Here is a 19,171-nt window from a genome sequence, read left to right as displayed (position 1 = left end):
ACGGCAAAGGGAGGAACCACAATGAACAGGTTCGTAATGGCCGTGACAGCCGCAGTATTGGCAACAGGCGTTGCACATGCGGAAGTCACCGAGGAAATGCTTTTGAACGATACGGCGTCTACGGGCGACGTCCTGACCAATGGTATGGGGCGGCATCTGCAACGCTTCTCGCCGTTGGAGACTTTGAACAAAGACAACGTGAAGAACCTGCTTCCAGCTTGGGCATTCTCGCTTGGCGGGGAAAAACAGCGCGGGCAGGAAACCCAGCCGCTGGTGCATGACGGTGTGATGTATATCACCGGCTCATACTCGCGCATGTATGCCATCGACGTGAAAACCGGCGAAGAGCTGTGGCAGTATGATGCCCGACTTCCGGAAGGCATTCTGCCTTGCTGTGACGTGGTAAACCGCGGTGCCGCAATTTATGGCGACAACATCTACTTTGGCACGCTAGACGCGCGCATGGTGGCCCTGAATGCCAAGACAGGTGACGTGGTCTGGAACAAGAAGATCGCAGATTACAAAGCTGGATACAGCTACACAGCCGCGCCACTGATCGTCAAAGGGCTGGTCATCACCGGCAACTCTGGCGGTGAATTCGGCATCGTTGGCGAGGTTCAGGCCCGTAACGCTGAAACCGGCGATCTGGTTTGGACACGTCCGGTGATCGAAGGCCACATGGGCACGCTGAACGGCGAAGAATCCACCATGACTGGCACGTTGAACGCGACTTGGCCCGGCGACATGTGGAAAACCGGCGGTGGCGCGACTTGGCTTGGTGGCTCTTACGACGCCGACACCGACACGCTGGTCTTCGGCGCAGGCAACCCTGCCCCATGGAACAGCCACTTGCGCAATGCTGGCACACCGGTTGACGGGAATGCAGGTGACAACCTGTATGCGGCGTCGCGCATCGGCATTGACCCGTCTAACGGCGAGATCAAGTGGCACTTCCAGACCACACCGCGTGAAGGCTGGGACTATGACGGCGTGAACGAAGTGGTCGCGTATTCTGACCGCTCCGGCAACAAACGCTTTGCAACCGCTGACCGGAATGGCTTCTTCTACGTGTTGAACCGCGAAGACGGCAAATTCGTCTCTGCTGTGCCGTTCGTGAAAGATATCTCTTGGGCAGAAGGCATTGACGAGAACGGTCGCCCGATCTTCAACGAAGCCAACCGCCCCGGCAATCCGGCGGACGCGGCCGATGGCAAGAAGGGTGAAGTGGTCTTTGCGTCCCCATCCTTCCTTGGCGGCAAGAACTGGATGCCAATGGCGCACTCGCCCAAAACAGGCCTGTTCTACGTGCCCTCCAATGAATGGGGCATGGACATCTGGAACGAGCCGATCACCTACAAAAAGGGCGCCGCCTATCTCGGCTCCGGCTTTACCATCAAGCCGAACTACGAAGACCACATCGGCAGCCTGAAGGCGATCGACCCCGACAGCGGCGAAACCAAGTGGGAGTTCAAGAACGATGCTCCTCTTTGGGGTGGCGTGATGACAACTGCAGGTGGGCTGGTGTTCACCGGAACGCCTGAGGGCAAATTCATCGCCTTCGACGACGAGACTGGCGAAGTGCTGTGGTCCTTCCAGACGGGATCCGGCATTGTGGGTCAGCCGATCACTTGGGAACAAGACGGTGAGCAATATGTCACCGTAATCTCTGGCTGGGGCGGTGCTGTTCCGCTTTGGGGTGGCGAAGTTGCCAAGAAGGTGAACTACCTGAACCAAGGTGGCATGCTGTGGACCTTCCGGCTGCCAGCCCAATTAGCAGCGAACTGATCCTTCCCAAACAAATTTCAAACGCCCCCTTCCCGAGGGGGCGTTTTTTGTTTGGTCTAAGACCTTTTGGCAAGTGACCGCGCCCGCCCTTGCACGCTATCATCCACTCATGACACCGCATGGGCTGACCACTTCCGAGCAACTCAATTCGAAACAGCCTCAGGGTTGGGCGTTGGTCATCGACGATCATCCACTCTTTTGCGACGCGCTGGAACTGACGCTTAAATCAGTCGCCGCGTTCAGCACTGTTGTTACCGCCGATTGTCTGGAGGCCGCGCTGGAACGCCTAGAAGGTGAAACACCGCCAAGCCTGATCCTGCTTGATCTGAATTTGCCTGATGTCAGTGGCTTAGACGGGCTAATTCGCCTGCGCCGCCGCGCTGAGAAGTCGCCGATCATCATCGTTTCTTCGATGACGGACAACTCCATCATCAATGGTGCAATTGTCGCCGGGGCGTCCGGGTTCGTGCCGAAGCACAGCCGTCGCTCCGTCTTTAAAGAGGCAATCGAGCACATCGCGGCGGGTATGGTCTACAAACCTGCCAGCTTCGTAGAGGGCAATGCGTCGGCGCAAAACGGCGAATCCGTTTCCCGATTGTCGTCGCTTACCAATCAACAGGCCCGAATTCTGGACCTGATTTGCGAAGGCAAACTGAACAAACAGATCGCTTACGATCTGACGATTGCAGAGACGACGGTGAAAGCCCACGTCACCGCCATTATGCGCAAGCTTGGGGTCCAAAGTCGCACGCAGGCCGTGCTGGTCGCGCAGGACGCCAAATTTGCTTCGGTCTTGCCAAGCTCTGACTGAGAGCCCTATCCTGCGGATTAGGGAGAACAATCTGACATGCTGGCTAATGGTGGGGCTGAGAAAGTAACCGCGCTGGAAAAGCACGCTCGCTCGGGCATTCTATGCACGGCGCAAGTGGCATGGACAAACACGTCTCCGGTTACAGAATTGCAAAAAGACTTGGGATCAAGAGAGTTTGGATTGGTCGCCCTGTTCGTGACACCGCTCGCAGATTTTCACGGTGTGGTGGCTGAAGCAGAGCGGTGCTTTCCAGCGACTGATGTTTTGGCCTGCACCACTGCTGGCGAAATCGGGCAGTCGGGCTACGACGAGGGCTTGATCGTTGCCATCGGCTTTCCCAAGTCAGGCTTCTCCACAACCTCCATGCTGATCGAGGATATCCAAAACCTGAATGCGCAGCCGGTGATTGACCGCATCACCCTCGAGCGCATAGCCCTACAGGATCGCAGCCCAGAGATGGAGAACGGCTTTGCGTTTCTCGTCGTGGATGGGCTGTCTCTCAGTGAAGACACGTTTGCGGCCACGATCTCCCCTGCCCTTCGCGACATGCCCATTTTTGGCGGATCGGCGGGCGACGGTATCGACTTTAAAGAAACGCTGGTCGCCCTGAATGGCAAATCCAAAAGCAACGCCGCAGTTCTGACTTTGCTGCGCAGTCAGCACAAAGCGCGTGTGTTCAGCCTCGATCACCTCGTCCCGACCGAACGGCAGATGGTCGTAACAGAGGCGGACCCGGACCGCAGGATCGTTAAATCAATCAACGCCGAGCCAGCCGCGCGCGAATACGCGCGGATCGTCGGCAAAGACCCCGAACAACTGGACCGCTTCACGTTCGCCTCGCACCCTGTAGTGGTTCGTATCGGCGGCACGCACCATGTGCGCGCGATCCAGCAGGTGAATGATGCAGGGGAGCTCGTGTTTTTCTCGGCCATCGACGAAGGCATGGTTCTCACGGTTGCCACTCCCGACAACATGGCCGAGCATCTGCGCCGGAAAATGGCCGAACTGTCGGAGGATGGCGCCCCCGCGAATATCATCGGGTGCGATTGTATCTTGCGCCGGATTGAAGCGGAGCAAACACAGATGAGCCGCGAACTGTCTGAAATCATGTCGGAACACCGGGTAACGGGGTTCTCTACCTATGGGGAGCAAATTGGCCCCCTGCATGTGAATCACACGATGAGTGGCGTGGCGTTCTACTATTCAGACTCTGAAGCGGAGGCATAGGCTGATGTCGCTGATCAACCCCGCCGATACGGTAGAGCGCCAGAATGAAAAGCTTTTGCAGATCGCCCGCTCGCTCATGCGCAGGGTCGAACAGAAAAACGAGCAATCAGGGCTCGCCTATCAACAGTTCGAACGTGCCGCCTTGCTGGAAACCCAAGTGCGCGAACGCACACGTGAATTGGAGCGCACGCTCGACCTTCTGCAAGACTCAAATGCCCGTCTCGAAATCGCGAATATTGAAACGGAAACCGCGCGGTCCAACCTCACAGAGGCAATCGAGACGATCAGCGAGGGCTTCGCCCTGTTCGATACTGATGACAGGTTGGTCCTTTCGAACAGCCGCTTTTGCCGCGATCTTCTGGATATAGAAGCCGATCTTCTCGCGGGATTGCCGTTCGAAGACTACGTGTCGCTGATTTCCGGCAGCCGGTTTCTAGAGCTGCCCGATGGTGTCAGCCGCGACGAGTGGGCTACCCTGCGAATTCAGCGACATGGCGACGAACATGTCGTCTTCAACGTTGCTCTGATCTGGGACCGTTGGTTGCAAGTCAGTGAGCATCGCACCTCGCGAGGTGGCACGGTGATCCTGCAAACCGACGTGACCGAGATTATTCGCATGGAGCGTCAGGAACGCGACAAGATGCGCGACCATCAAGCTGAGATTTTGCAGGCCACGCTTGACCACCTCAATCAGGGTGTTTGTATTTTCGACCACAACCAGTTGCTTGTTGGGTGGAACAAGAAGATGGACGGGATGCTAGCCCCGCCCAGACGACGCGCCGCGATTGGCATGGCGTTTTCTACGCTGATGGACAGGCTGCGTGACGATCTGGACTTCCATGACGGCTTCGACGCAGAGCATCTTCGCAAATGGGCCGACCATTCCATCCGGCGTCGCCCGATGGCCTTCGAGGTCAGCCGTGGCGGCAACCAAGTGTTCAACGTGTTCGCGCAAGAGATGCCGGATCGTGGATTTGTGATCAGCTTCACCGACGTCACTGCGGAACGCGAAGCAGCGCGCGCGCTCTATGAAATGAACGAATTTCTGGAGCGCCGTGTTCGGGATCGCACAGAGAAACTGGGCGAAGCGTTGTCCGAAGCCGAACGCGCCAACGCCTCTAAAAGCCGCTTTGTTGCGGCAGCAAGCCATGACCTGTTACAACCGCTTTCCGCTGCCAAACTCTTTGTCTCATCCTTGCCCGACAAGGTGGACAATCCAGAGGCGCTGGAGGTTATAGCCAAGACCGAAACCGCCCTTGCCGGAGCAGAGCAAATCATCGAAGCCTTGCTCGACATTTCCCGACTGGATGCAGGTAAAGCCGTCTTCAATGTCCAGCCGCTGAGCCTGTCACAAATCTTCGCCCCTTTGCGAGATGAACTGACCCCGCTTGCGGCGGCGAAAGGCATTAAGCTTAGGATCGTTAACAGTGACCTCAGGGTCAGAAGTGATCCGGGCTACCTGCGTCGGATTGTGCAGAACCTTGTCTCTAACGCCATCCGCTATACGGAAACGGGCCGCGTGGTGGTCGGCGTGCGTAGGGCGGGTACATCCGCACGGATCGAGGTTTGGGACACAGGCCGCGGCATTCCCGAGATTGACCAGATCGACATCTTCAAGGAATTCAAACGGCTCGACGCGACAAACTCCGAAGCCGGACTTGGCCTTGGGTTGGCTATTGTGGAGCGTGCCTGCATGGGACTGGGCCATAGCCTGAACCTTTGGTCGGAACCCGGTACAGGAAGCTGCTTTACGGTGATGCTGCCGTTGGAAAAATCCAAACAAGATCCGCAAACACACAGCGCGGACTCCTCGCCTCATGCGCACAAGGATCTGAATGGGCTTTTGTTGATGTTGGTAGAGAATGACCCCCAACTTGCAAATGCGATTTCCATGATGATCGAGAGCCAAGGTGCCTCTGTGATCCATGCGCAAAACGCGTCCGAAGCCCTCGCGCTCCTCGACGAGATCGAATTGGTCCCAGATGCCATGCTGTTGGACTACCAACTTGGCCCCGGCCAAACGGGCACAGAGCTTTACGAAGAGGTTTCGAAAACCCACGCCAACGTCCCGACGGCGATCATCTCTGCCAACAGAACGAAAGAGTTGAAAGATGCGTGCAAACGCTTGGCCCTTCCCCTGCTGAAGAAGCCGATCTGCAAGGATGCCTTAAGTGTCTTTCTAGAGCAGATCCCGATGGCACAACCAGCAACACGCTACACCCCGCGGCTTTTGCGCGGGGACGAGCATCCCAATTAGATGCAATTCGTCGTAATGGCATTTTCAACACCAAAGCATGTGATAAACCAAGGAACGCCCCGGCGCCTCGTAGGGCACATCTGAAGGGTGGCCCGAGGAAGATATTGATATGACAGATGAGGCGAAGAACACGGTCAAGTTAGGCCTGATCGGGGACAATATTACCCAATCCAAATCGCCCCGCCTTCACCGCACCGCGGGGGCGCTGGTCGGGCTGAATGTCACCTATGATCTGCTTATCCCAGCTGAACTGGGTCTCACCTTTGACGGCGTTTTTGCCTACGCTCAAAGCAACGGTTATCGCGGCGTAAACGTGACCTATCCCTACAAAGAACTGGCTCCATTCAAGGTCAGCATCGATGATCCGTTTGTCCGGGCAATTGGTGCGATCAATACTGTTGTGTTCGAGGGTGACGGTCCCAAAGGATTCAATACGGATTATTCAGGTTTTTTGAATGCCTACCGCTGCGCGCGTGGAGACACGCCAACCGGAACAGTCTGCCTCATCGGGACGGGTGGCGTGGGCAAGGCGGTCGCCTTTGGATTGGTCGGCCTGAATGCAAAAACCATCCGTTGTGTGGATATCGACGAGGCCAAAGCAGCATCTCTCGCCACAGCCCTCGCCGCATTGGGATCGGACACAACATTTGAAGTTTTTACAGATCCGGTTGCAGCCGCGAACGGCGCGGATGGGATCATCAACTGCACCCCGATGGGCATGGTCGGCATTGGCGGCACGCCGTTGCCAGCAGAAGCGATGCGTGGGGCCACATGGGCCTTCGATGCGGTGTATACCCCTGTCGACACCCCTTTTTTGCAAGATGCAGCGCAGGCGGGACTGACGGTTATCTCCGGCTATGAATTGTTCTTCGGCCAAGGCCTTGATGCCTGGGACATCTTCGTCGGCGCGCCACTTGACCAAGCTGCATTGCGTCGTGCAATCGCAGGTCATGAATTGTAGCCAGCTATCGCCGCGATCAGGTAGACGGTCGCCTCAGTAATCTTTCTCGTAAAAAATGCCGATGCCGGTGTCGCCGTCACTGCCAAGACGCCCTCGGACTGTGACGCTCGGGCTCACCTCCAGGTTGAGGTTGATCTGACTTTCGCCATCACTTTTGACCGTCACATCTGTGTAGATGTTGTCTGAGATATACTTGCCAACTTTCGCCTCGGTATTTCCTTCGGCATCAGTGCCGATATCAAGGTCATCAACGCCAAGATTTTCGCGCAACCGGTCGGTTATGCCAAGCCCACTCTTGCCCGACAAAGTGCGAATTGCCACGGCCAGTTGCACAGCCTGAAATGCCGAAATCTGTGTCACGTCACGGCCAAACAACAGGAACGACAACGCCTCCTCATCCGGCAAGGCGGGGACCGAAGTAATGGTCAATTCCGGCGCGGAGGCCAAGCCCTCAAGCTGCAAGCCGACGGTCACGCCTTCGACGTCAGCAGTCGCGGCAAACCTAAGCACAGGATCAAAACTGCCCCGCAGCCGCACGGCCCCTTCGGTCAAGACAAGACGCCGCCCCAAAAGGTCCAGTCGCCCGCGGATCAAATCAAAGCTGCCAATCGGGATCACATCATTGGTCGTGCCGGTCAGTCGCACGCTACCGCCCAATTCAGCATCCAACCCGCGGCCCCGCACGAACAGGCGGCTTGGAATTCGCACGGTTAGATCAAGCGGGAAGCTTGGCCCAGAGCTCACATCCGACGGCGCGCCATCCAGCCCTGCGAAACTCAGCGTGCGGCGCACGGGTTGCGACGGGTTCAGGTGCCGTAAACCCTCTAAGACGGAGTAGGATGGGCCGATCTGTGGAATGCGAACCTCCGCCGTAGCAACGTCGATCACGCCACCGATCACAGCCCCTCCGGTTAACGGCCCGCTAACCGTCAAGCGACCACCGAGCGACGCCTCGAACAGTGAAGCGTCGCGCAAAGTCGCGCCGGACAGGTCCGCGACAAGTTGTGCGTTATACGGCGCGTTCAGCGAAATCGGGCCGCTTAGCGTGAGGGCACCCCCCGTCGATACGCGCGCCGCCACGGAAAGCTGGGCTTGCCCCCCGGACAAGATCACTTGCCCGTTTATGTCGTTCAATGCGGTGTTCTGGGCAAGCAACGCCAGACGCGCGTCCGATACGCTCAGACGACCACCAACGGAGCTGAGCGCCGGTGGTCCATTGACGTTCAGATCGAAGCGCACAAGGCCCGACAGGCTTTGCCCCTGCAAGCGCGGATTGACCAGCGCCAAGGGTGCGGTTCCGTTCAAAGCAAGATTGACGGTAGAGGCGTCCGCTGCGACCTGCCCACTTGCGGTCGCCGCAACGCCCGCAGGCCCCTGCCCTGAAGCGTCAATAAGCCAAGTGGACCCTTGACGCTCTGCACTGCCCGCAACACTAGCGGGGCCCGGGAATCCGGGAACGATGCTTGCAAGATTGCTGACGCCCGCGCGGTAGGTGACTGTTCCACTTTGCGCTCCGAAGCGACCGCTTACATCGGCGTCCAGCCCGTTCCCGCGTACAGTCAGCGTACGAATGTCGATGGTGCCATCTGCGTCACGCGCAGCGGACAGATCAAACCGCGTCGTGCCGCGCAAAAGTGGTTCGACAGTTGGAACGCTAAAGGCCAGACCATTTGCTGCGCCAGTTGCGGTTACGTCAAAGCTCCCTTCGTTGATGTCAGCTTTGAGGTCGGTGGTAATGTTGACAGAGCCGGACATCGCCCGCCCCGCCAATCCCGAGAAGGCGGACAAGCGTTCAACGCTTGCGTTTAGTGCCCCGTCAACCAACGCCTTGCCGTCCTCAAAGCCGCTCACTGTTCCTTTAAAAGTGCTTTTCGTGCCGCCCGGCAGTAACGCATCCGCGACGATGGCCCAAACGTCGCCAGTCTGATCCGCCGTAACCGTCAGTTCGGCCACGCCGTACAAGCTGGGCAAGGCGCGCGAAACGTCAGGCAACGAGGCCGTGAAACTTGCACGGCTTTCTCCGGTGCGCAGGGTCGCTTCGCCTTCGATACGCGCGTGATCCGTCGCAATCAAAACCGGCTCGATGCTCAGGCCGCTCTCGTTTCTTGATACGCCCAATGTCAGTGATCCGTCGCCGGTCAGCAAGGGGTCCACCTGCGCGATGCCCGTTGCCAAATCCTGCGTCGCTCCTTTGAAGTCGAGCGCCAGAAGTCCAGACAAGGGTTCAACCGAGCCGGTGACATCCAAGCTCGCAGCCCCTGCCAGTTGAAGGCCTGCCAAGGCAGCGAAGCGCGACAAATTCTGCGCCTCCACCCTCATATCAGGGACCAGTGTGATGGCCTCAATGGTTTCCAAATCGTTAACTGTAAGGGCGCCATCCAAGCTGTAATCCGCGCCTGCTAAGTTGATGTCCCGCAGGATCAAAGGCGCGCCTTTCGCCCACGAAAACGACAACGCCCCGCGCAGTTCCGACCCGATCGCTTGAGCTAGTGCGGCGTCTTTGGGGAGGACACCCGATACGACCAGTTGCATCGCACCTGTGACACGCTCGTCGGCCTTCTGAACCGCTCCCGTCGCATCAAAATTCGCGCGCTCCAGCTCTAAGCCCTCTTGTTGCAGACCTTGCGCGAAGCCTTTGACTGACCAAGTGTCGCCTGCGCTTGCATCAAAACCCGCCGAAAGCTCCACCCGCTCCACAGACGTGTCGGGCCCTGGCAAAGGCAAAACGACTGTATCCCCGTCGGGTGGAACGATTTGGCCGTCGATTTGCAGTTTTTGCGGCCAGCCTTGGGCGTCGATCTCGGCACTGCCCTGAATGTTCAGCGCCGCCGTTTGCAATGTCAGCTCATCCAGCTTGACCCCGCCCGCCACACTGCGTTCCCCGCGGGTAACCAGCTTGACGTCATTGCCAAGGAACTCCGCAAATTCCGGCACAAAGACCGGCGCGACATCACCGCGCACGTCCAAGGCAAAGCGACTTGTTCCATCGGCATCGGATGTGAGTGTCGCTGCGCCCTCAAGTCGCTCCTCGCCGTCGGTTTCCAAACGGATATTCGCGCTGAATTCGCTGATCGGATCCTCGCCCTGCACGGTCAACAGGATGGAGGGATAGCCTGGCACTTCCAGAAGGTTGACGGCTAAGCCCCCTTCCGGCTCTTCTAAGCTCAGGTCCAGAACAAGGACGCGCGTTGCGTTATCGAAGGCCGCTGAAAGACTGAACTCCCCTGCTTGATCGAGGCGCGTGAGACTTAGATTTGCCTCGCCAGAGCCGTTGGACAAATTCGCGTTGCCTTGGGCTGACAGCTGCGCCGCTTCACCGAATAGCGCAGCACCTATATTGAGTGTGCCAATCTGAAGCCTACCGATATCAACTGACACAGGAAGTTCAGGCAAGGTAAACGCCCCGCGCGCTTCGGGCGTGGGCATCGCCGTATCGTCGGAGACCGGGGCTCTGGGAAGATCGATCTGTTCAACGGTGATATCGTCAATCTCGACCTGCCCCCGCAGCAATGCGGAACGGCTCCAAGCCAGTGACACGCCCGTCGCGCTGAGCCAGACGCCCTCTGCGTCGGAGATTGTAATGCGGTCGACGGTAGCACGCGCGCTCAGTGCGCCCGCAAATCCTTCAAGTCTGACCGTTCCGCCCTCCGTCGAAAGCGCATCCTCAAGGAGACCTTGGATATAGCCGCGGTCGCTCTCCTCTTGCTGGGCGAACGCAGCCAGAGGGGCAAAAACTAGAAAAAGACAAAGCGACAGAAACCGCATCAGAAAGCCTGCCCGATGCCGACATAGACCTGCACCCCGCTGCCAGTGTTCCCTGAGACAGGTGCTGCCACGTCGAGCCTGATGGGTCCGACCGGCGTTTGGTACCGCACACCCAGCCCGGCGCCGGAGTGCCAGGCCCCGTTGCCAAACCCGTCAGCGCCGATAAAGCCTGCATCCGCAAAGGCGACCAATCCGAACGTGTCGTTGATCGCATATCGCACCTCCCCAGACAGAGCGGCAAAGGCGCGGCCCCCGATGGTGCCGCCAGCGATCGGCACGCCCAATGACTGGTAAGGTTGCCCGCGCACGGTGCCGCCGCCACCGGAATAGAACAAGAAGTCAGGCGGTGCGGTCTGGGAGGTCAGGCCAACCAACTGCCCTAGCTGCAAACGTCCTGCGAAGACGGTTTGCTTCGTTTCACCCAAGGCTTTGTAGGCCCGAGCATCAAACGTCAGATGCGCCCCGGTTTGCCCCTGCACCGTCTCGTAGAACGGCGTCAGTTCGCCCTTGAGGTAATACCCGTCTTTGGTGTCCAATCGGTTGTCGCGCGCATCGTAAGTCAGCGCGAAGGGAAGACTGAAAAGTTGAATATCGCGTTGTGTGTTCGGGGTGACGTAGAGGTCCGTCACGCGTGAGAAGCTATAGCCAATCCCAAGCTCTCCGGTGAGGCGGTCCCCGAACTCACGCGAAAGGCCTACAGTCAGTTCGACCTGCTTTTCAATGTAGTCAGGTTCGTCCGAATAGGACAAACCGCCCTCTGCGAAGAGCAGCGTGTCGGCACCGAAGGCGGCAGGCTTTTCGAACCTGAAGGACAGGTCGTAGTCGATATCGCCAGAATTGCCTCCGATTTGAGCGATCTCGGTATCGACGCGCAACTGCTCTGCCCCGCCCAAGATGTTACGGTGGAGCCAATAGCCGGAAAGCGTCAGTCCGTCCAAACTGGAAAGCTCCACCCCGCCGCCGATCCGCCGCGGCTTCCGGTCCACCACGTTGATCTGCATATCGAGTGAGCCGTCAGCATTGACAGTTTCTGCCTCGATCACCTGCACGGATTTGAACGTTCCGGTTTTGCGTAGCCGGCTGGCTGCTTTGGCGACGGCTTCAGGATCATAGATTTGCCCGCTTGGGATGCCTGCAATCTTGCGTACCCGCTTTTCGCGCACATCTGTTTCGCCAGCGATTACTATCTCCCCGAAGGTCACGCGCGGTCCGGTTGACAGCGCGATGTCTACATCAAGCTGTGCGGTGGCATGTCGCGCCAGCACCGATTGATCCGCGATCGTTGCCTTGGCATATCCCGCGCCGCGCCAGTCATCGACCGCGTCGCTTGCGGTTTCGCGCACAACGTCCGCCAGGGCGGGGGCACCCGTGCGGAAGCCAGACTCTAAAGGGGACTGATCAAGAAGTGGGCCGATCTGTGCACGCCCGAACCGAAACGGACGTCCGGGCTCTACCAAAATTTGCACTTCAGCGACACTGGAGGGTTCGCGGAACGGATCAATCAATGCAGCCTCACGCCCATCGACCAGAACGCTGACCACGGACGAATAATAGCCTTTCGAATACAGAACCTCGATCATCCGTGCGTATTCAGAACGGGCGGCGGCAAGTACATCACCACCGGTTGTCTCTGCCTTGCCTTCAAGAGTTTTCACGATGGAGTTTGCCTGCAAGCTATCCCGCAGCTCCGCGTCGCCTGAGCCGATAAGACCCACCCGCACAATGTCCAAAGCCGCCGCGCCGCTTGGCAGCGAGGCCGCGAAACCCAAAGCCACTATCCAAAAAACTGAAATCTGCCTGATCATATACGCCACACTTTCTTAGCGAACCTACCCGAGCCGCATGAGCACCGCTATCGGATAAGCAAGTCTCGGCACTATTTCGCAAAGAGTTTACTGACGTTCAGATGACAACAACGCGACCCTAAATAACGCTTCAACAAGCCATTTGTTCCGGATTCTGCGCGACTTTTTTCTACTTCCGATGGAAACATCGGCTTGGAGACAGATAGCCAACCTACATCAGTCAGCATTTGCAAATTGACTCGTGATATCGAAGAGAATACTAGTATACCAATTGAGGCTCGAGAGGCCGCGGCGCTACTCACGCGCCTTCGGGTGAACCTCAGTTTTGGCCTTGCTGCCAGCTACATTCGCTTGGCAGCGGGATCATTTACAACGATCAGGGAGGATCGATTAATGCTGCATTCTAACATTCGCAAAAGCCTATTCGGCGCCGTTATTGGCGGCGCATTGCTTGGCGCAGGGGCTTCTGCATCCGCTGCTGAACTGCGCGGCTGGAATATCCATGTTGAAGACTATCCGGTCTCCATCGCAATGGAATCCTTTATGGCTGAAGTTGCCGAAAAAACCGGTGGTGAAGTCACGGGCAAGATTTACCACAACGGCGTTCTTGGCAGCCAGCCTGACGCAATCGAGCAAATCCGCCTTGGCGTGATCGACTTTGGTGAATTCAGCCTTGGTCCAATGGGCCAATCAATTCCAGAGACCAACGTCGTCTCGCTGCCGTTCATCTTCAAATCCATCCCGCAGATGTACAAGCTGATGGACGGCGAAGTCGGTGAAGCTATCGGCAAAGGCATGATTGCAAAGGGTATCGTCCCGCTTGGTTGGTATGACGCTGGTGCGCGGTCTTTCTATAACTCGGTTCGCCCGATCAATGCGCCTTCCGATGTCGAAGGCCTGAAAGTTCGTGTCATGAGCAACGACCTGTTCGTTGGCATGGTTGAATCGATGAACGGCAACGCGACACCCATGGCGTTTGGCGAAGTCTACCAGTCGATCAAAACAGGCGTTGTAGATGGCGCGGAAAACAACCCGCCATCCTACGAGTCGACCAACCACTTTGAAGTTGCTCAGTACTACTCCCTGACGGAGCACCTGATCATCCCAGAATGCCTCTGCATGAGCCTGAAAACTTGGGAAAAAATGACCCCGGAACAGCAGGCGATATTGAAAGAAGCCGGTCAGACCAGTGCCAATCTTCAACGTGAGTTGTGGCAGGCGCGTGAAGCGGCCAGCATGGACAAAGTGCAAGCCGGCGGCACGACAGTGAACAAAATCGCAGATAAAGCCCCATTCCAAGAAGCAATGGCGCCTGTTTACGATCAGTTCCTGGCGGCAAACCCTGATCTTGTCAGCTTGGTCAACATGATCCGTTCCGCGGACTAAGATCGACCGTGAATAACAGAAGGCCCGCGCAGCGCTGCGGGCCTTCTCTTTGCGCACGTTACAGGCGTTGACAGAGAGGAGACCCTGATGGTGGGGCAGTCTTCCAAATTTCTTAAGCTTCAATCCGCGTTGGACGCCATAAGCAGAGCCTGCATCATCGTTGCATCCGTTGCTTTGGTCATTCTCGTCGCGACATTCGGCTGGCTGGTTTTCGGGCGCTACGTCCTGAACGCCACACCGACTTGGGTCGAGCAACTCGCCCTTCTCTTGATATGCTACATTGCCTTTCTGGGCGCTGCTGCAGGGATCAAGGAAGACACGCATCTTGGGGTCACGCTGTTCCGTGACATGGTCCCTACTGTCTTGCAAAAAATCCTCATCGTCCTGATTGACCTCACGCTCGCCGCCTTTGGGGCCATCATGCTCATCGCTGGTATCACGCTGATGAAGTTCGGCTGGGCCACGTTGCTGCCGATGCTCGATATTCCGGAGAGCTTTCGCACCTTGGCGATCACGTCTTGTGGCGGGCTCATCTTTCTTTTTGCCGGTGCACGCGGAGTTCTGAGAATTCTGACATTCTCGGACTGGCAGCCCTCCCCTCACGAATTGGACACCTAACCCATGGGCCTGACTATTCTCTTGCTCGTTTTCGGCCTCCTTGTGGTGGTCGGTATGCCGGTTGCATTCGCCATGGGCATCGCTGCGGCATCCGCCTTCTGGTATGAAGGCTTCCCGATGCTGATCACCTTCCAGCGCGCGACTGCGGGTGTGTCGGTGTTTTCGCTTCTGGCCATTCCATTCTTCGTCTTCGCGGGGGAGCTTATGCTGCATGGGGGGATCGCGTCCCGATTGGTGAAGCTCGCCTCCGCCCTTGTCGGCCACCTCAAAGGTGGGTTGGCGATGGTCAATATTTTCTCGTCGATGTTGTTCGGCGGCATTTCCGGCTCCGCAGTGGCGGACATCTCGGCCCTCGGGTCGCTGCTGATCCCTGTCATGAAAGAACGCGGCTACCGACCGGATTTCGCGGTCAACGTCACCGTGACGTCCTCGATCGCGGGTATCGTGATCCCGCCCAGCCACAACATGATCATCTTCGCTGTAGCGGCTGGTGGCGGCATCTCCGTCTCGAAGCTGTTCCTTGCAGGCGTGATCCCCGGCATTTTGATGTGCGTATGCCTTGCGATTGCGGCCTATATCCTGTCAGTAAAGCACAAATACCCCGCCGAACCTTTCCCCGGATGGGGTGAGGTTGGCCGAAGCGCTGCAGACGCAATCCCCGGTTTTATCACCGCCGTTATCATCGTGGGAGGGACACTTTCGGGCGTTTTCACCGTAACGGAATCCGGTGCATTCGGCGCACTGTATGCACTGTTGCTGACGAAATTCTACTATCGCTCTCTGACTTGGGACGCTTTCGTTCGTGCCGCGACGGGTGCTGTCCGCACCACCGCGATGGTGATGATCCTGATCGCATTTGCCTCGTCCTTCGCCTACCTGCTGGCCCTCTACCAAGTGCCTGCAAAGCTGAGCGATCTTCTGGTTTCGATCTCGGATAATCCAATCATCATCTTGCTGATGATTAACGTCATCCTGCTGATGTTGGGCATGATCATGGATATGGCTGCGCTGATCCTGATCTGTACACCCATCTTTCTGCCAATCGCCAAGGGCCTTGGCATGGACCCGACCCAGTTCGGTATCATGATGCTTGTGAACCTCGGGCTGGGCTTGTGCACGCCCCCTGTCGGCACCTGCCTGTTCGTCGGGTGTGCCGTTGGCAAAGTGAAGATCGAGGAAGCGCTAAAGTCTATCTGGCCCTTCTATCTGGCCATTTTGCTGGCCTTGATTTTGGTCACATATGTGCCAGCAGTATCGCTTTGGTTGCCGTCGCTGCTGGGGTGAGGTTAGGGCCTCCCCTGCTGCTCAAGCAGGTCTGGACAAAAAAGAGACGCGCCACATTCTGGCGCGTCTCTTTTCGTTTGGGATATTGCCAGCACCGCAGAGGCGGTGCTGGCAGAGTTGGTCTAGCTGAACAGCATACCGCCGTTGATGTCGACATTCGCGCCGGTGATAAACGCGGAGTCGTCACAGGCAAGGAAGAGAACCAGATTGGCAACATCCTCGGACACACCCTGCCGCTTGACCGGTGCAGCGGCTTCGTAACCCCGGCGCGCTGCGTCTGCGGTGTGGATGTTGTGGAAATCGGTGTCGATCATGCCGGGGCACAACGCGTTCACCCGCACATTCGGGCCCAGCTCCTTGGCCAAACCGCGCGTCATGGTCATAACTGCCCCTTTGGACGTCGCGTAGGCGACAGAGCCCGGCCCACCGCCATCACGCGCCGCTTGGCTTGCAAGGTTTACGATGGCGCCGTTTTTCAGATGCGGAAGACATGCTTTAACCATCAAGAAGGTGCTTGTCAGGTTAAGGTCCATCACCGCGTTCCAGTGATCCAGAGACATTTCGGCGATTGTCTTGCGCGCGATCAGACCGCCGGTGTTGTTAACCAACACGTCGACGCCACCGAACTCGGACACCGCCCCATTAACCAGCGCATCGACACCCGCTTGAGTGTTCAGGTCGCCCTGAAGCGCAATTGCTTTGCCGCCTGCAGCCTTGATTTCGGCGACTGCGCTATCCGCGCCTTCGCTGCTGGCGAAATAGTTGATCACAACATTCGCCCCTTCCGAGGCGAGCTTGATCGCACAGGCGCGGCCAATGTCGCGACCACCGCCAGTGATAATTGCTGTCTTGCCAGCGAGTTTCATAAGGTTTCCTTCCTTCGATGAGTGAATTGTTTAGCTCGCGACATCAAATGTCTTGGGCACAACGACCTTGAAGCTTCGGTCGTCGGATGTGGTGAAATACAGGTCGCAGTCATATCCCTGATCGTCGAGGAAGCTGAACACGCGACGCGGCGCAGCTGAGCGATACGGAACCAACAGCGTGGCGATCCGGTGACGAATGGCCTTCGGGAACCGTGCGGTCAGGCAAGTGCTGACGGGCAATCCCTCGATCTCGGATGGGTTTACATCGGTAAAGCCTGTCTTCTGGCTGAGCGCGGGCGCGCCAGCTTCGGACCACAGAATTTTACCGTAGAATCCTGCCCTTTCGCCGGAGTAGCGGAAGGTTGTGTCGCCCAAAGTCATTGGGGCGTTCGCATGCAGGAGCCAGTCAATTTCCACCGGCTCGTCCGCGTCGATGCTGTCGACGATGACAAAATATTCGTTCTGGACAAAATAGACGTCGCGCAGCACCGAAGTGACTTCTGGCGACATAGTCTTGTAGGCGGCCGTTGCGTCGCCCTGGATGTAGATGTGATCTTCGCGTTCTTCAGCCGTATTGATCCGGCCCGCTGACTGCATCGCAAGCACCTTGTCCTTGCCCGCATACTGACCTTTGCCGTTCACAAGAATAGCATTCTTCGACAACGTCTGACGCCGCCAGTTTTGGTGCATGGTGCTGTTAAACGCCACATAGTGACCTGACTGGATCGCAAGGTCCTCGCCAAAGCCCGCAAGACAAAATGCGTTTTGGTCCCCATGGCTGTGACTGATTGCACCGTAGGGTGAGGCCTTCATCACGAACTGAATGTGGTTGTCTGGATCTTGCATCCGGTGCTGTATCGCGACCCAGCCGATCCCTTTGAACCAGCGCAGTTGGTCGTCGTCACTTGGCGGCACGGCCTCTACGATGGGGAAGTCGGTCCGGTAGGCCAGCTCGTCAAAATTGAAGTCCCACCAGCCCCAGTTGTAGAACGCCATCTCTGTTCCGGGGTTCGTGCGCTTTATCTCGTCGTAATACCACTGATATGCACCATTTCCGGTAACGCCTGCGTATTGGCGCAGGTTGAAGCCGATTTTGACCGCTGGCAGATCGCCCATGGTGCTGTCGTCGCCAAACGTCGCGCGACGGGTATCTGGCGACTTGGTGTAGAGAGGGAAATCCCCTGTGCGTTGGAAAAACGGTCTCTGATAGAGGTCGATGCCGGTGTAGCCTTTCAGCAGGTTCGCGGCGTCAATAAGGTAGGCCATTCCTGTCATCCAGTAGTGCGGACCCTCGGCCCAGCCGCCATCTGAGTCACCCCATGGGCTATAGACAGTGAACAAGAACTCGATGGAGTAGTTGAGCCACTCCTCGGCCTCCGGTGTCTCGCCCAGCATGGCGATCGACGCCGGGATAAGCACGGCCGAGACCGCGCGGACAGCATGGCTGTCAAACGGGAACAGGTGGATGTTGGCGTGTTTGATCAGGTGATCCGCTGTCTCGCGGGTGCGCTCAAGAAGGGCTTTGAGAACAATCGCCCGCTCGTCTTCGTCCAACTGGTCGTACAGCCAATCATAGCCCCAAGCCAAAGCGACGTTAACGCGGAACGCCCATTCGTCGGTGTAACTGCGCGACGTGGTGCCCGTCGGGTTCCAAGCGGCCGCAGAGAGCAACCATTCCTTGGCCCGCGCCAGCATTGCCGCGTCTTGGGTTACCTGACCTCCAATGGCTAGGTGGCGGATCGCGTAAAGCAATTCCTGACAATCGATATATGTCTGACGCCATACGGCAGCCACGCGTTGATGGTTCGGGTATCCCGCGGGCTCTGGCAGGATATCGCGATCCATCCACGGCAGGACGGATTTTTCGAAAAAGGTCGACCATGTGCAATGGTCGGGATCGCTTTTGACGTCTTTGCGGAACTGGCTCAGGCGGTCGGGGGTCAACCACAAATGAGGGTGGTTCTTGTCGCAGGCCTGAAAACGCGTGGCGCGGCTTGCCAACGGCGTTTCGGGAAGGCCCTCTGTAATGGAAAAGCTGCGCGCGGCGCTCCACGTACTGGCAGGTTTGGAAGTCTTGGGATCCCAAACGGCATAGGACCAATGGTAGTCGCCTGCTGGTAGCACGCGATCAGGCGTGAAAAAATTCAGGGGGATGCCGCTGAACACGTCCGTGCCATTGGCTGGAAATTTCGGGTCGGTCGAAACGCGCAACACATATTCCGCTTCGTCCTCGATCACCGGCAACCATGAAAACCGCGGTGGGTTCTCTGGTATGGCGACGCCATTTGACGGCCCATACTGGATTGTCAAACGCCCTGCGGCTGGCTCGTCTATCGTTTGAAGGTCATCGCGGGGCATCGTCATCTTTCCGGATTTTGAGCATAGGGGGAGTAAGCGCGGCCTCGT

Annotated in this window: 12 protein-coding genes; 8 read left to right on the top strand and 4 right to left on the bottom strand. The window is 57.6% G+C overall.

The features are described 5' to 3' along the window. The first annotated feature begins 21 nt into the window (after positions 1-21). From BM352_RS09875 to BM352_RS09855, 5 genes are all read left to right on the top strand, one after another. Entirely contained in the window at positions 22-1,785 is a 1,764-nt protein-coding gene (locus BM352_RS09875; protein ID WP_090216136.1) for a PQQ-dependent methanol/ethanol family dehydrogenase, read from the top strand. Positions 1,786-1,894: 109 nt separating this feature from the next. Continuing rightward, entirely contained in the window at positions 1,895-2,596 is a 702-nt protein-coding gene (locus BM352_RS09870) for a response regulator (RefSeq protein WP_090220084.1), read from the top strand. A 36-nt stretch (positions 2,597-2,632) separates the two neighbouring features. Next, complete coding sequence (locus tag BM352_RS09865) at positions 2,633-3,823, top strand: FIST N-terminal domain-containing protein (RefSeq protein WP_090216132.1); 1,191 nt, start codon at positions 2,633-2,635, stop codon at positions 3,821-3,823. Positions 3,824-3,827: 4 nt separating this feature from the next. Beyond that, the gene (locus BM352_RS09860) at positions 3,828-6,080 is read left to right on the top strand and encodes a hybrid sensor histidine kinase/response regulator (protein WP_090216129.1); all 2,253 of its coding nucleotides are present in this window, start codon (positions 3,828-3,830) and stop codon (positions 6,078-6,080) included. A 109-nt stretch (positions 6,081-6,189) separates the two neighbouring features. Further along, the gene (locus BM352_RS09855; protein WP_090216125.1) at positions 6,190-7,041 is read left to right on the top strand and encodes a shikimate dehydrogenase family protein; all 852 of its coding nucleotides are present in this window, start codon (positions 6,190-6,192) and stop codon (positions 7,039-7,041) included. A 33-nt stretch (positions 7,042-7,074) separates the two neighbouring features. Here BM352_RS09855 and BM352_RS09850 read toward each other — a convergent pair whose 3' ends face one another. Then, positions 7,075-10,806 (bottom strand): translocation/assembly module TamB domain-containing protein, encoded by a 3,732-nt coding sequence (locus BM352_RS09850; protein ID WP_090216122.1) that lies wholly within the window; start codon positions 10,804-10,806, stop codon positions 7,075-7,077. Continuing rightward, the gene (locus BM352_RS09845) at positions 10,806-12,581 is read right to left on the bottom strand and encodes an autotransporter assembly complex protein TamA (RefSeq protein WP_175500658.1); all 1,776 of its coding nucleotides are present in this window, start codon (positions 12,579-12,581) and stop codon (positions 10,806-10,808) included. Before BM352_RS09845 ends, BM352_RS09850 begins: the two co-directional genes overlap by 1 nt. A gap of 423 nt (positions 12,582-13,004) precedes the next feature. Between BM352_RS09845 and BM352_RS09840 the strand changes: the two genes are divergently transcribed. The 3 genes from BM352_RS09840 to BM352_RS09830 all read left to right on the top strand — a co-directional run bounded on the left by BM352_RS09840 (position 13,005) and on the right by BM352_RS09830 (position 15,899). After that, positions 13,005-13,997, top strand: coding sequence for a TRAP transporter substrate-binding protein (locus BM352_RS09840; protein ID WP_090216116.1), 993 nt, complete (start codon positions 13,005-13,007; stop codon positions 13,995-13,997). A gap of 87 nt (positions 13,998-14,084) precedes the next feature. Beyond that, a complete protein-coding gene (locus BM352_RS09835; protein ID WP_090216112.1) occupies positions 14,085-14,615 on the top strand; it encodes a TRAP transporter small permease in 531 nt (176 codons plus the stop codon). Between the two features lie 3 nt (positions 14,616-14,618). Next, positions 14,619-15,899: a TRAP transporter large permease gene (locus BM352_RS09830; protein ID WP_090216109.1), complete on the top strand. Its 1,281-nt coding sequence runs from the start codon at positions 14,619-14,621 to the stop codon at positions 15,897-15,899. Positions 15,900-16,021: 122 nt separating this feature from the next. Here BM352_RS09830 and BM352_RS09825 read toward each other — a convergent pair whose 3' ends face one another. Both BM352_RS09825 and BM352_RS09820 read right to left on the bottom strand, forming a co-directional pair. Continuing rightward, the gene (locus tag BM352_RS09825; RefSeq protein WP_090216107.1) at positions 16,022-16,765 is read right to left on the bottom strand and encodes an SDR family NAD(P)-dependent oxidoreductase; all 744 of its coding nucleotides are present in this window, start codon (positions 16,763-16,765) and stop codon (positions 16,022-16,024) included. Positions 16,766-16,795: 30 nt separating this feature from the next. Beyond that, positions 16,796-19,123, bottom strand: coding sequence for a DUF4962 domain-containing protein (locus BM352_RS09820; protein WP_090216105.1), 2,328 nt, complete (start codon positions 19,121-19,123; stop codon positions 16,796-16,798). Positions 19,124-19,171: the final 48 nt, after the last annotated feature.

The organism is Litoreibacter janthinus, assembly GCF_900111945.1.
Lineage (GTDB): Bacteria > Pseudomonadota > Alphaproteobacteria > Rhodobacterales > Rhodobacteraceae > Litoreibacter > Litoreibacter janthinus.
Note: the sequence above shows the minus strand (reverse complement) of the source record. Positions and strands in the feature narration are given on the sequence as shown.